14 protein-coding genes and 1 tRNA gene are annotated in these 14,034 nt (G+C 36.6%); 13 read left to right on the top strand and 2 right to left on the bottom strand.

Annotated elements, in window-relative coordinates:
* From murG to HAV12_RS19825, 7 genes are all read left to right on the top strand, one after another.
* Positions 1-1,086, top strand: a complete 1,086-nt coding sequence (murG, locus tag HAV12_RS19855) for an undecaprenyldiphospho-muramoylpentapeptide beta-N-acetylglucosaminyltransferase (RefSeq protein ID WP_171571152.1) — start codon at positions 1-3, stop codon at positions 1,084-1,086.
* A gap of 154 nt (positions 1,087-1,240) precedes the next feature.
* Entirely contained in the window at positions 1,241-2,590 is a 1,350-nt protein-coding gene (gene murC / locus HAV12_RS19850; RefSeq protein WP_132037698.1) for a UDP-N-acetylmuramate--L-alanine ligase, read from the top strand.
* Positions 2,577-3,299, top strand: a complete 723-nt coding sequence (locus HAV12_RS19845; RefSeq protein WP_132037697.1) for a cell division protein FtsQ/DivIB — start codon at positions 2,577-2,579, stop codon at positions 3,297-3,299. The genes murC and HAV12_RS19845 overlap by 14 nt, the downstream gene beginning before the upstream one ends.
* A gap of 6 nt (positions 3,300-3,305) precedes the next feature.
* On the top strand, positions 3,306-4,727 hold the full coding sequence (gene ftsA / locus HAV12_RS19840; RefSeq protein WP_171571151.1) for a cell division protein FtsA: 1,422 nt from the start codon (positions 3,306-3,308) through the stop codon (positions 4,725-4,727).
* Between the two features lie 82 nt (positions 4,728-4,809).
* On the top strand, positions 4,810-6,795 hold the full coding sequence (gene ftsZ, locus HAV12_RS19835) for a cell division protein FtsZ (protein ID WP_171571150.1): 1,986 nt from the start codon (positions 4,810-4,812) through the stop codon (positions 6,793-6,795).
* A 279-nt stretch (positions 6,796-7,074) separates the two neighbouring features.
* Positions 7,075-7,524: a GatB/YqeY domain-containing protein gene (locus HAV12_RS19830; RefSeq protein ID WP_132037694.1), complete on the top strand. Its 450-nt coding sequence runs from the start codon at positions 7,075-7,077 to the stop codon at positions 7,522-7,524.
* A gap of 81 nt (positions 7,525-7,605) precedes the next feature.
* Positions 7,606-7,679, top strand: a tRNA-Arg gene (locus HAV12_RS19825).
* Positions 7,680-7,813: 134 nt separating this feature from the next.
* Here HAV12_RS19825 and HAV12_RS19820 read toward each other — a convergent pair.
* Positions 7,814-8,326, bottom strand: coding sequence for a hypothetical protein (locus HAV12_RS19820; protein WP_132037693.1), 513 nt, complete (start codon positions 8,324-8,326; stop codon positions 7,814-7,816).
* 241 nt (positions 8,327-8,567) lie between these two features.
* Here HAV12_RS19820 and HAV12_RS19815 point away from each other — a divergent pair, with 241 nt between their 5' ends.
* The 3 genes from HAV12_RS19815 (at position 8,568) to HAV12_RS19805 (ending at position 11,181) form a co-directional block, all read left to right on the top strand.
* Positions 8,568-8,975 carry an MFS transporter gene (locus tag HAV12_RS19815; RefSeq protein ID WP_171571149.1) on the top strand — a complete coding sequence of 136 codons (408 nt, stop codon included), beginning with the start codon at positions 8,568-8,570 and terminating at the stop codon, positions 8,973-8,975.
* 30 nt (positions 8,976-9,005) lie between these two features.
* Positions 9,006-9,914 (top strand): LytTR family DNA-binding domain-containing protein, encoded by a 909-nt coding sequence (locus tag HAV12_RS19810; RefSeq protein WP_171571148.1) that lies wholly within the window; start codon positions 9,006-9,008, stop codon positions 9,912-9,914.
* Positions 9,915-10,038: 124 nt separating this feature from the next.
* Entirely contained in the window at positions 10,039-11,181 is a 1,143-nt protein-coding gene (locus HAV12_RS19805) for an acyltransferase (RefSeq protein ID WP_171571147.1), read from the top strand.
* A 195-nt stretch (positions 11,182-11,376) separates the two neighbouring features.
* On the opposite strand, the gene HAV12_RS19800 is transcribed toward HAV12_RS19805, so the two are convergent.
* Complete coding sequence (locus tag HAV12_RS19800; RefSeq protein WP_171571146.1) at positions 11,377-11,844, bottom strand: DUF962 domain-containing protein; 468 nt, start codon at positions 11,842-11,844, stop codon at positions 11,377-11,379.
* Between the two features lie 249 nt (positions 11,845-12,093).
* Between HAV12_RS19800 and HAV12_RS19795 the strand changes: the two genes are divergently transcribed.
* The 3 genes from HAV12_RS19795 (at position 12,094) to HAV12_RS19785 (ending at position 14,006) form a co-directional block, all read left to right on the top strand.
* Positions 12,094-12,963: a hypothetical protein gene (locus HAV12_RS19795; protein WP_171571145.1), complete on the top strand. Its 870-nt coding sequence runs from the start codon at positions 12,094-12,096 to the stop codon at positions 12,961-12,963.
* A gap of 1 nt (position 12,964) precedes the next feature.
* A complete protein-coding gene (locus HAV12_RS19790) occupies positions 12,965-13,303 on the top strand; it encodes a hypothetical protein (RefSeq protein ID WP_171571144.1) in 339 nt (112 codons plus the stop codon).
* Between the two features lie 148 nt (positions 13,304-13,451).
* Positions 13,452-14,006 (top strand): DUF4494 domain-containing protein, encoded by a 555-nt coding sequence (locus HAV12_RS19785; RefSeq protein WP_127339400.1) that lies wholly within the window; start codon positions 13,452-13,454, stop codon positions 14,004-14,006.
* Positions 14,007-14,034: the final 28 nt, after the last annotated feature.

The following is a 14,034-nucleotide window of genomic DNA, read 5'->3' as shown; positions in this document are numbered from 1 at the left end:
ATGGCAAATTATAAATTCATATTAAGTGGTGGCGGAACAGGAGGGCATATCTATCCTGCAATTGCTATTGCTAATGAATTAAGAACACAATTCCCTGATGCTGAGTTTCTTTTTGTAGGCGCTCAGGATAAAATGGAAATGCAAAAAGTGCCTCAGGCAGGTTATGAGATAAAAGGACTTTGGATTGCGGGATTGCAAAGAAAATTAACCCTGCAAAATCTGATGTTTCCGTTAAAGTTGGCAACAAGTTTGCTGGAGTCAAGACGAATCATCAAACAATTCAAACCTAACGTAGTCATAGGTACGGGAGGGTTTGCCAGCGGACCTTTATTGCAGGCAGCCGGAGGAGCAGGAATTCCAACCGTAATTCAGGAACAAAATTCATTTCCTGGAATTACCAATAAATTACTGAGCAAGAGAGCGAATGCTATTTGTGTGGCATATGGAAATTTAGAGCGATTTTTCCCTAAAGGAAAAATTGTTTTCACTGGAAATCCGGTTCGTCAGGATTTAATTGATATTGAAAGTAAACGGGACGAAGCAATCACCTTTTACGGTTTAGATCCCGGTAAAAAAACATTGTTGGTTTTAGGCGGAAGTTTAGGAGCCAGAAGAATTAATCAGTTAATCGAGAAAGAATTACAAAATATGCTTTTACAAGATGTTCAGGTCATCTGGCAATGTGGAAAATTATATTTTGAAGATTATAAAAAATACAATCAACAGAACGTAAGGGTCATTGATTTTATTGAAAGAATGGATTTTGTATATGCTGCAGCAGATGTGATTATTTCACGTGCAGGAGCATCATCAGTTTCGGAATTATGTATTGTTGGAAAACCGGTAATTTTTATTCCCTCACCCAATGTAGCCGAAGATCATCAAACCAAAAATGCCCAGGCAATTGTAGATGTAAAAGGAGCAATTTTGCTGAAAGAATCAGAATTAGACAGTCAGTTTAGTATTGTTTTTGAAGCTTTACTAAAAGATCACGGCAAACAAAAACAGCTCAGCGACAATATCAAAAAGCTGGCAATGCCAAATGCTACAAAAGTTATTGTAGAGGAAATTAAAAAGTTGTTATAATGTAATTTTTTATAATAATTGTAGAACATCAAAGGAATTGAACTATGTTATTTTAGGCATTTTTGATTCATAAACAAAAGAAAATACAAAGGCTTAAAGGTTAGTTTTTTATAAAATATAAAAGTCTGGTTTTAAGTCGAAAACATAAATTGAAATGAATTTAAATCAAATACAAAACGTTTATTTTATTGGTATTGGAGGCATCGGAATGAGTGCCCTGGCCCGTTATTTCAAATACATAGGGAAACAGGTTTCAGGTTACGATAAAACGCCGTCAATGCTTACCAATGAGTTGATTGAAAGTGGTATTGATATTCATTTTGAAGATAATATAAGTTTAATTCCGAGTGATTACTATGTAGAAAATACATTAGTCATTTTTACACCGGCAGTGCCTAAAACGCATTCCGAATGGAATTTTTTCATAGAAAGACATTACGAGGTTAAAAAGCGTGCTGAAGTTTTGGGAATCATTACAAGAGACACTTTTTGTTTCGCTGTTGCCGGAACACACGGAAAAACAACAACATCAAGTATTTTAGGGCATATTCTGCATGAAAGCGGTGCTGATGTAACGGCTTTTGTGGGTGGAATTGTAGAGAACTACAACTCTAATTTAATCGGAAACGGAAAAACCGTTACCGTTGTAGAAGCAGATGAGTTCGACAGATCCTTTTTGCACCTGCACCCCAATATTGCCTGCATAACCTCTATGGATGCGGATCATTTGGATATTTACGGTACCAGTGAGGCTATAGAAGCTTCGTTTGTGGAATTTGCTTCAAAAGTTGAGGATAAAAGTAAACTGTTTATAACTAAGGAATTACCTCTTGAAGGCGTTCAGTGTGCTATAAATGAAGATGCCGTATACAAAGCATTCAATGTTCGCATCGAAAATGCCAATTATGTTTTTGATGTGCAGACGCCATCAGAAACGATAGAAAATTTACGTTTCGGATTGCCTGGAAAACACAATTTGATGAATGGACTGATGGCTATTGCAATGGCAAAAACTTTTGGCACCCCGACCGAGTCCATTGCAAGAGCTATTGGCTCATTCAACGGAATCAGAAGACGTTTTTCCTATCAGATCAAGACCGATCAGTTAGTTTATATAGATGATTATGCACATCATCCGACAGAAATAAATGCAGTACATCAGGCGGTTAGGGAATTATATCCGAATCGTAAAGTACTGGCGATTTTTCAGCCGCATTTGTTCAGCAGGACAAGAGATTTTGCTGATGGATTTGCCGAAAGCTTATCTGCTTTTGATGAAGTGTTTTTAATGGATATTTACCCGGCACGCGAACTTCCGATGGAAGGGATTACATCAGAGTGGCTGCTAGGTAAAATGACAAATTCAAACAAAAGAATTGTTGCAAAAAGCGATTTATTAGCGTCCATCGAAGCCAGTGATGCGCCAATAATTGTGACAATAGGAGCTGGTGATATTGGTGAAATGGTTCCGTCAATTAAAAAAATGCTAAATGAAAATATTTAATTGGACAAATATTCGGTTAATTCTCATTTTTGGGCTGGTACTTTTTCTGTATTCGTTTGCCCAGCATCGAAACGGGAATCGGAAATTAAAGAAATCTGCAGTTGTTTTTGTAGGAGAAAATACGCTGTTTGTAAAGCCTGAAACGGTTAATAAATTGTTGATAGAAAATAAAACAGACGCTTCCAGTATCCGAAAAGATGAAGTAGATTTGAATAAGATAGAAAAAAACCTCGATACGCAGGACATGATTGAAAAGTCAGACGTTTTTGTAAGTATCGATGGTGTTCTGAAAGCGGTAGTAAAACAGAAGACTCCGATCGCCCGTGTTTACGATGGTGACCGGTCTTTTTATATTGACTATGAGGGAAATAAAATGCCTTTGTCGGACAATTTTACGGCTCGGGTTCCGCTTGTTTCCGGGGCAATAAATGAAAAAAATAACGAAGATTTAGCTACGCTGTTTCGCACAATTTATGACGATGCGTTTTTGAAAAAAAACATCATTGCAATTCAAATTATGCCTAATGGCAGCTTAAAAATGTTTAACAGAAATTATAATTACTTCATCGATTTTGGCAGAACGATGAATGTTGATAAAAAATTCAGAAACTATAAAGCCTTTTTTCAAAAAGCAGTTTTAGATAGTTCGTTATACAATTACAAAAAAATTGACCTTAGGTTTACGGAACAAGTAGTTTGCACAAAATAATAGAAAATGGAAAAAGATAACATTGCAGTAGGTCTAGATATTGGAACGACAAAGATAGTTGCCATGATCGGCAAGAAGAACGAGTATGGAAAGCTGGAAATTTTGGGTATTGGTAAATCCAAAAGTTTAGGAGTTGCGAGAGGAGTTGTAAACAACATCACGCAAACCATTCAATCCATTCAGCAAGCAATACTTGAAGCAGAAAACAATTCAGGTTATAAAATAAAAGATGTAGTTGTGGGTATTGCCGGACAGCACATCAGAAGTATTCAGCATACAGATTATATCAGTCGTAGTAATCCGGAAGAAGTAATCGGTGAAAATGATATTCAGCTTTTAATTGATCAGGTCAATAAATTAGCCATGTTACCGGGAGAAGAAATTATTCACGTTTTGCCACAGGAATTCAAAATCGACGGGCAGTCTGAAATTAAAGAACCTATCGGAATGTACGGTGGAAGACTCGAATCCAGTTTTCACGTAGTAGTAGGGCAGGCCTCTTCTATCAGAAACGTCGGAAGATGTATTCAGAGTTCCGGAATCGAATTGTCAGGATTAACATTAGAACCGTTAGCTTCTGCTGATGCGGTTTTAAGCCAGGAAGAAAAAGAAGCGGGTGTAGCACTTATCGATATCGGTGGCGGAACAACAGATTTGGCCATTTTTAAAGATGGTATCATTCGTCATACTGCCGTAATTCCTTTCGGAGGAAATGTGATTACAGAAGATATCAAGGAAGGATGTTCGATTATAGAAAAGCAGGCAGAGCTTTTAAAAATAAAATTCGGATCAGCATGGCCGGGAGAAAACAGAGATAACGAAATTGTTTCTATTCCGGGTTTAAGAGGAAGAGAGCCGAAAGAGATTTCGCTTAAAAATTTATCTAAAATTATACATGCCCGTGTGGTAGAAATTGTAGAGCAGGTTTTTGCTGAAATTAAAGCGTACGGACACGAAGATCCGCGTAAAAAATTAATTGCAGGAATCGTTCTTACCGGTGGTGGAGCGCAATTGAAACATATTAAGCAATTAGTAGAGTATATCACAGGAATGGATACCAGAATCGGATATCCAAATGAGCATCTGGCAGGGAATTCAAGCGAAGAAATTTCAAGTCCGTTATTTGCAACAGCAGTCGGTCTTGTAATGAATAGTATCGAAAACAGTACACAAAGTGCTGTTAGAATGGAACTTGTAAATGAGCAGCCAAGAGTGGTCTACAAAAATGTTAACACTCCGCCGCAGCAAGCTGTACAGCAACGATACGAAGTGGAGGAAAACTACGTTGAAAGAGTAGAAACTTTCGAGAATCACAGAGAAGTCAGTAATGCCGTGAGCCAGGAAGAATCTACCGAAACAAAAATAAGAAGATCATTTTTTGATCGCTATGTCGATAAAATCAAAGATTTTTTAGACAACGCAGAATAAGTAAAATAAAAGAAGAGGATTACTTTTTGCCCCAAGTCAAGAAGTAAAAAATGTATTTAATAAGAATTTCAAAACCAAAAAGATGATGAGCAACTCAGAATTTGGAAGTATTTCATTTGATTTACCGAAAAACCAATCAAATGTAATCAAAGTAATAGGTGTAGGCGGAGGCGGAAGTAACGCAATCAACCACATGTTCAAGCAAGGTATTAAAGGGGTAGATTTTATCGTTTGTAATACAGACTCACAAGCACTTCAAAATAGTGCTGTACCAAATAAAATTCAGTTAGGTATGAACTTAACCGAGGGTCTTGGAGCAGGAGCAAATCCTGACGTAGGACAGCAGTCTGCTATTGAAAGTATCGCCGATATCGAAAAAATGTTAGACCGTGGTACTAAGATGGTATTTATTACCGCTGGTATGGGTGGAGGAACAGGTACTGGTGCAGCTCCGGTAATTGCACAACTGGCCAAAGAAAGAGAGATCCTGACTGTTGGTATCGTAACAATTCCTTTTCAGTTTGAAGGGAAAGTACGTCAGGAACAAGCACTTTTAGGAATCGAAAAATTGCGTAAGCAGGTCGATTCACTAATTGTAATCAATAATAATAAATTAAGAGAAGTATACGGAAATCTTGGCTTTAAAGCAGGATTCTCAAAAGCAGATGAAGTTTTGGCAACAGCCTCAAGAGGTATTGCTGAAGTGATCACGCACCATTATACTCAAAATATCGATTTACGTGATGCTAAAACTGTTTTGTCAAACAGTGGAACAGCGATCATGGGATCTTCTGTTGCCGAAGGTGAGAACAGAGCAAAAGATGCAATTATTTCTGCATTGGATTCTCCGTTGTTAAACGACAACAAAATTACAGGAGCCAAAAACGTATTGTTGCTTATCGTTTCTGGATCAGATGAGATTACATTGGATGAGATCGGAGAAATTAACGACCACATTCAGGCTGAAGCCGGATTTAACGCTAATATTATCATGGGAGTTGGTGAAGACGAAACTCTTGGTGAAGCTATTGCCGTGACAATTATTGCGACAGGTTTTGATGTTGAACAGCAAAACGAAATTGTAAATACAGAACCTAAAAAAATCATTCATACGTTAGAAGATGAGCAAAGAAGCGTTCATAATTTAACGAACAGAACGCTAACTTCTTTTGATTTAAATGCAGAAACAACTAGTGCTTCATCAGAACAAAAAATTGTTTTTGAGTTGATGGAAGATACGGTTGCTCCCGTAATAGCTCCTCCGGTTACTCCGGTGCCTGTTGCTCCTACAATGAATCAGGAAGAATTAGTGGTAATGTCAGAGTTTATCAAAAACCTTGATGTAACTTTCGAAATCGTTTCGCCAATTACAGATATCGATTTTAAAATTTCGACACCGGAAGTTCCCGCTTTTCAGGAAATAAAACCTGTTCAGCAAAGAGTTTTCGAAAAAGAAGAACAAACCACTTTTTCATTCGATTTGCCTCTTTTCAGAGCAGAACCGGAAGTGAAAAAAGAACCGGCAGTTTTTGAAGACAATAAGATTTTGTTCGAATTGACAAGTGATACCCGTAATATCAAAGTAAACGATCCGGTACAGTTTGTTCCGGTAACTGAACTTTCGGATAACGGAATCATCAAATATTCGCTGGAAGAATACATGGAAGTTGAAAATGACCTGATCACTTCAAAACCGGCTGAAAAAGTAATTGAAGACGTTGTTCCTGAAGAACTGAATATTACGTTGAAACCAAGAGTTGATTTTGCTCAGGAGCCAGCTTTTACAACAACAGATCATGTTTCCCCGCTGGAATTAACAATCGAAGAAACGTTACGTCTGAGAGCAGAAGAAAGAAGAAAGAAACTAAAAGAATTTAATTATAAATTCCATAATAATGTTTCCAGAATTGATGAACTTGAAAAAGAACCTGCTTACAAAAGATTAGGTATCGATCTTTCAAATACACAGTCAAATACAACCAATTCAAGAATCTCTGTGGGTACTGACAGTAATAATGATTTGCAATTGCGTTCAAATAATTCATTTTTGCACGATAACGTAGATTAATATTAGAATCACAATATCAGGATAACCCGAAAATTGGATTTAATTTTCGGGTTATTTTTTTTATCTTCGCACAGAATTTAGAAATTTGACTTTAAAAGTGTTTATATTTAACAAATATTGTCACCCTGAGCGAAGTCGAAGGTTAATTACCTAAAAAGGCTTCGACTAAGTTTATCCTGAGCAAAGCCGAATGCAAATGATTAAGGTATTAAAGAAGTTATAATTTCAGGTAAATAATCAATCGATAAGCGTTGCTGCTTATTTAAATAAAAAAACAAAATGAGTTTACAAATACAAATCATGGATGAGATTAAAACAGCCATGAGAGCAAAAGATACCGTAGCATTAGAAGCATTAAGAGCCATTAAATCTGAAATGTTACTGGCAGCAACGGCTTCCGGATCTAAAGAAGAATTAACGGAAGACGATGAAGTTAAATTATTGCAGCGATTAGTAAAAACGCGTAAAGAAAGCGCCAGAATTTTTACAGAACAAAATCGTCCTGACTTAGCGGAACCTGAATTGGCTCAGATTGCTGTAATCGAGAAATTCTTACCTGCACAATTAAGCGAAGAAGAAGTAGAAGCTGTAATTGCTAAAATTATTGCTGAAACCGGAGCTTCAGGAATTGCTTCAATGGGTAAGGTTATGGGATTAGCTTCTGCACAATTAGGCGGAACTGCTGAAGGAAAAACAATTTCTACAATCGTTAAGAAATTATTAGTTTAGTAGAAATTTCAAAAAAACTAGAAAATTCCAAATTCCAACTTGGGATTTGGGTTTTAAAAAAATTGAAATTTTCACAATATTGACTGCGTAGTTCAACTGGATAGAATATCAGATTTCGACTCTGAGGGTTGCAGGTTCGAACCCTGTCGCGGTCACTAAAAACCTATTTCGTAATGAAATAGGTTTTTTTTATGGCTTTTTATAAAAGTAATGGTGAATGGTTTTGCGGTTAAATGGGCAGAATTATAAACTATTTAGAATATTCTCTTTATTGTGCCTTCGGGAATTTTCAATGTAAATGATTGTTTGCGTTTACTCTGGAATCACTTATGAAATTGTTCCAGACATTTAAAGGAATTATATACGATGTCTGATAACTCGTATCAAAAATAAAGGCTTTGTCTTTTACTCTTAAAGTATCAACATTGAACCTTTTTAATCTTTTTTTTTGCTTGAATAAATCGATTATATAATGAGTTTGTGGACAACAGCAATATCCTCCGTTTCTTGTTGAATCAAACAATGAATCAAATTCTTTTATTTTTTTTACATCTAGAATTCTATCTATTCTAACAAGTTTGGTAGTGTCCTGCGAATCAGTATCTTTAATTTTATATAGAGAAATTTCTATTTTATCCATTTCTTTTCGTAACTTTTTAAAGTAGTTTTCATGATAGTGTAGAACTAAATCTCTTTTATTTGTATTATGCTCTTTCTTTGGCTTTACAACTTCATCTTTTTTATTACAAGAGCTGGATAATATGGCAACACCAATAATAATTACTTTTTTAAGTTTAATCATATGTATAAAATTTATGAATTAAAGTTGATTTTTCGTTTTTGTAAGTGCTAATATATAAACTATATTTTTACAAGTAGAATTGTTTTTTTGGACTCAATTATTAAACAACAAATTTCTCTATAGTATGTAAATAAGTTTAAATAAACTTTTAAACCTGAAGTCTCCCACAATTGACATTTAAAACAAATTCTCGTTTTATTTCCTATATTCGTTTTACAAAATCTACAGAACCAAAACTTCAATGAAAGAAAAAATAAAAATCCTGCAGATTGTTCATCTTGCCGTTAGCGCCGGAGTGAGTATTGCTTACTTTCTTGTAGAACAGCCTTCTATGGCACATCTGAAAATTCCAACTATTGATGCTTCATCTGCAATCTATCTCATTATACCAATTGTAGCTTTGTTGGTGAGTAATCTAATGTTCAAATCACAATTAAAACAGACCGATCCCGAATTAAAACCCGAAGAAAACTTACCCATTTACCAAACGGCTTCCATTATGCGCTGGGTGATTCTGGAAGGAGCCGCTTTTATCATATTGTTCCTGAAACCTGATTTCCTGCTGGCTGGAATACTATTAATTGTATATCTTATTGCGTTAAGGCCAACGGAAGAAAGAGTGATCAGTGATATCAAAAACAGAGTATAATAAAAAGCAACCGAAAGCACGTTTATCATTATGCCATTCTACATCAACAGCGAACATTTACTTAAAGAAATAGAATATCCCCTGAGATTTCAGCCTGCAAATTTGCTCAAAAGTGCTGTTGTTGTTTTTGTTACGCTCTTGGTTTTTCTTTTGCTGTTTACCCCATTTGGAGTGTATGAACCCGAGCATAAAATGAATTACTTTTTTATCTGTGGTTTGCATGCTTTTTCGCCTGCGTTGCTTTTCGTTGTTTATTTCTCCATTGTCAATTATTTCATAAAAGGAAAAGATCAATCTCATAACTGGAACTTGCTCAAAGAATATCTCAATATTGGAGGTTTTCTTATTTTATCAGGTTTGGCCAGTTTCTTAATGCGTGATCTCATCTACAATAACTCGGGTAATTGGTCGCTTCTTTATTTATATGAAGAAATCAGAAACTGTTTTATTGCCGGGATCTTCTTTTACTTTTTCCTTAGAGTGGTAAGTTTTTATTTTCAATCACAGAAAGGAGCACCATTTGTGCTTCAATTTCAGCCACTCCAAACTGAGCACGATAAAAAAGAGATTCCAGCCATACTTTTCATCAATACACAAGTAAAGCAAGATGATTTTAGTCTGAATATAGACGATTTATTATTTGTAAAAGCAGACGGAAATTATATCGAATTAACAAAGTCAGTCCATACTAAAATAGAAACGGAATTAAAAAGAATTTCCCTCACCCAATTTGAAAAGCAAATTTCGGCCTATCCTCATTTTTTCAGATGCCACAGAACCTATTTAGTCAACATGTTCAGGATTCAAAAAGTCACCGGAAATTCACAAGGATATCTATTATCGTTTGCAGATACCAACGAAAAAATCCCGGTCTCCAGAAAACAGCTGGACAGTTTCAATAGCTGTTACCAACGCCTCAGACAGCGTTATATAGCTTAACCTTGTTGTTCATCACAAAAGCTAGTTGCTGATAACAACCCCGGGTTACAAGCCTTTTTCTTGTTGTACGTTTGCGGCAGTCAACCGATAGCCGGTTGCAAAATAACGGTAAAAACAAACCATCATGTCATCAGCAATTTCGACTTCCGGTTCATCACACAAATTAGTATACATAGACAATATCAAAATAATACTGACGATATTGGTCATTCTGCATCACACCGTTATTACCTACGGAGGTTCAGGCGGCTGGTATTGGGTTCAGAAAACAAGTTGTTTTGCAGCACTTGTTCCAATGACCATGTTTGTCAGTATAAACCAGTCCTTTTTCATGGGCTTTTTCTTTCTGCTTGCCGCTTATTTTACCGAGTCCTCCTATCTCAAAAAAGGCACCGCTAGATTCATTACAGACCGATTGGTCAGGCTGGGAATACCGTTATTGTTTTATTCCTTTGTACTTTCTCCGATATTGAGCTATTTGGTGTATTATTTTGCAAAAGGGGATCATATTACCTTTCTTCAATATCTTTCAGGCTACGACAGCTGGATCGATTTTGGGGTAATGTGGTTCGTAGCGGCATTGTTGGTTTTCACGATGCTCTATGTCTTCGTGCAGCAGTTTGTCAAAACCGATTTTAAAAAAGCAATTCCCGCTCTAGGAGCATTTAAAATACTGGCATTTGCAGTTGTATTAGGAACAATCAGTTTTATCGTCAGAATAGTATTTCCGGTTGGATGGGTTTTGGAGTCGGTTGGTTTTCAATTAGGACATTTTACACAATATATTTCCTTGTTTATAATTGGTATACTGGCAGCCAGAAACAATTGGTTAGATCAGATCACAGACCAGACCGGAAAACACCTGAAACAATCAATATGGTTATTTTTGTTGTTCTTTCCCATATTTTTCCTGATCCGTGCAAAATTAGACATGCCTGTTTCGTGGTATTCAGGCGGATTTCACTGGCAGTCGCTGTTGTATGCCGTTTGGGAACAATGCATCGGACTTTCCATCATAATCGTCTTTCTTACAAAAGGAAGAAAAAGCTGGAACCACACCTCCGGGTTACGCGCTAAATTATCCCGCAGTAATTTTGTCGTGTACATCTTTCATCCCTTGGTAATTGTAGGCTTAACGTTAATGATCAGAAACTGGCAAATCGATCCGGCCTTCAAATTCATTATCATTGCACCGATAATAGTCATCGCAAGTTATGTTTTGGGAGCATTGCTTTTGCAAATTCCGGGAATTAAAAAAATCCTTTAAAAGATTATCATAATCAGGGAGACAAAGAAGCAGTTTTTTGTCCCCATTTTGTTTAGGAGCTGATTCTGGCCATCCACTGTATCTTTTGTGGCCATCCCGAAGCCTCGGGACCGCCACAAAAGGATGCCGTTCCTGTCCGGGCTAGGGCATCATCGGAACAATTACATTAATTTTGGTTAGAAAAGTTACAGACAATCATCCCTTTCTGGAAAACAAATTCTCTACCACCCAGGCCGGGCCAATCATTAAAAACTGAAGATCTTTCAGGAAAGAAGGTTTTTTACCCTCAATGTTATGGCCGTAGAATTGTCCGATCCAGGCGATTACAAACACGCCGATTGAGAACGCCCATAAAGGTAAAACCTGTCCGATATAATAATTTATAACCAGACAAACAGCAGAAAGAATAGCAATCTTCATCGCCATCGCAACCGATAACCGAATGTAAAAAACAAGTACAAAAAGCAGCACAATAAAAGCCCAGTTTTCTATAATAGGGGCGTTTAATTGTAAAACAGAAGCAATAATACCACTCGGAATGCTCATTAATAAACCAACAATCGAAAAGTAAATCGCCGGAACACAGACATAATGAATCGCTTTGTTTTTTGGATTCTGATGACTTACTGCATATTCTTCAAACCATTGCTCTAATGTTCTCATATTTTTGGATTTAGGTATCTAACAAAGCTATTGAATATTTTGCATTTTTAGCATTAGGCCGGATAAAACTATGCAACAGAAATTTCGAGTAGATTTTTTGACGGCCAGATGTTCATCTTTCAAAGATTAAATAGATTTTAAGGCAAAGAATCAGCCTGATTTATTTTAATAGGTAAAAACTTTTTTTGTAATTTTATTCCTTCACAGTAAGGAGTTGTAAAACACTGTTCCACCCCCAAAACAAAAAAAATGAAACAAAGTCTGATTGTACTATTAGTAGTGTTTTTAACGTCATGTTCCTCCTCAAAAATTATTGAATTGGGAAGTGCGACAGCCACAAAAGGGATGGATGTCTCGCAAAAAGCACAGGGAATTTATGCAACGTTATCAGAGCAGTCTGCTATTGATAAGTCGCAGCAGGACAAAGTAAAAGTGCTTACGCATCCAAGCCCTTCTACTATGGCATTACCGGACACCAAAGCCCCGGATTTTTCGAAACAATTACAACCAAGAATACAGGCGTATCAAAATTTATTTGAGGTTTACAAAGCATTTTCGCTTTTAGCAGACCCAAAGTATTCGGACAAAACAAAAGACGCGATGAAAGCCCTGCAGGATAGTTACGACGCAATCGAAAAAATGCCCGACTTACCGGCTGATGTCAAAACAAAACTGCCCAATGTTTTGAAAATGGTTGGAGAAGCCGTTCAGGCAAAAGAAGTGAAAAAAAATAATGAAATATTGTATGTCCTTTCCGAAGTGTATTTGGAGTTATGGAATGCCGATAAACAAACCTGGAACGAATATGTCGATCTGATTTATAATTCCTATGCTGAAGGGCTCAATACCGTTGATTCCAAACGGTATGATGTCAACAAAATTTCTCAGAGCAATTCCGAGCCTTATAGTGATAGTGCCACCATTATCCTGATGTACCGACTGCGAAACAGGGATGACATCCTGATGCAAAAAAATGATCTGAAAAAGCAACTCGTCACTTTCGGTCAGGCACTTGAAGAATTGAACAAAGCGCATGCTGAAATTGCCAAACAAAGCACAGATATCAGTACTGTTATTTCATCCTTAAACAAAATCGAAGAACTTCTAAAAGACAAGTAAAATGCAGGAAGAATTAAAAAAATCATTATCAGAAGCGATTACCCAGTTTAATAACAGAAGAACACAGCTTTTGCAGGATGCCTTTACGGAAGGAGGAGAACCTGCACTGGATAAACTGGTAGAAGAATACGATGCACTTCGGGATGCGTATTTTGAAATTCTGAAAAGGGAACTGGATCAAAACAATCCCCGTTACACCCAGCTCACCACTGCGACAAAAGAAGAAGCCGACAATTTGGCCAAGAGCCTGAAAAAACTCAATAATGTAAATGAAATCCTTGCTTTAACCACCTCGGTTATTAACCTGGTCGGAAGGGTTTTAATTGTTTTGACCCTATAGCAAAATGCTTCTGTTTGAAAGATAAGGAGTTACAAAACAAAGAATAATCTATCCTGAAATTCATTCGAAATTGTGAATATCTATTTTGGGATTTGTCGATTTTATGCCCGTTAAAATCTATCTTTGGCAACCTTAAAAAACAGAACAAATGAGCGCAATTTGGTACGAATGCAAAGTAAAATATAGAAAGACCGATGAGACTGGAGGACAAAAAGTTACTACAGAGCCGTATTTGGTAGACGCTGTGTCTTATACAGAAGCAGAAAGCAGAATCAATGAAGAAATGGGGGCGTATGTGAGTGAAGAATTTAAAATCACCAATATAAAAGTGGCGAATTACGCCGAGATACACCCGTTTGAAAATGCTGATCGCTGGTTTAAGTCAAAAGTTACGCTAATGGCTTATGACGAAGAAAGCGGTAAAGAAAGAAAAACCAATATGTATCTTTTGGTTCAGGCCAACGATGTAAAAGAAGCCTATGACAATACCATTACGGTAATGAAAAATACAATGGGAGATTACACTATTCCTGCTATTTCAGAGTCGCCGATTATGGATGTTTTCCCTTATTTTAGCGGAGAAGAAGGAGAATTAGAACAATTGGAAAGATTCAATGCACTAAAAGCTTCAAAACCGGAACTGGTTGCTGTTGGTGACATGGGAGAAACCGTAGAAGATCTTATTGAGGTTGAAAACGAATAATTCACAATATTATACAACAAAAAAGAGA

Source organism: Flavobacterium sp. CLA17 (genome assembly GCF_013112255.2).
GTDB lineage: Bacteria > Bacteroidota > Bacteroidia > Flavobacteriales > Flavobacteriaceae > Flavobacterium > Flavobacterium circumlabens.
The sequence above is the reverse complement of the archived record's forward strand: the minus strand, read 5'-3'. Positions and strand labels throughout refer to the sequence as shown.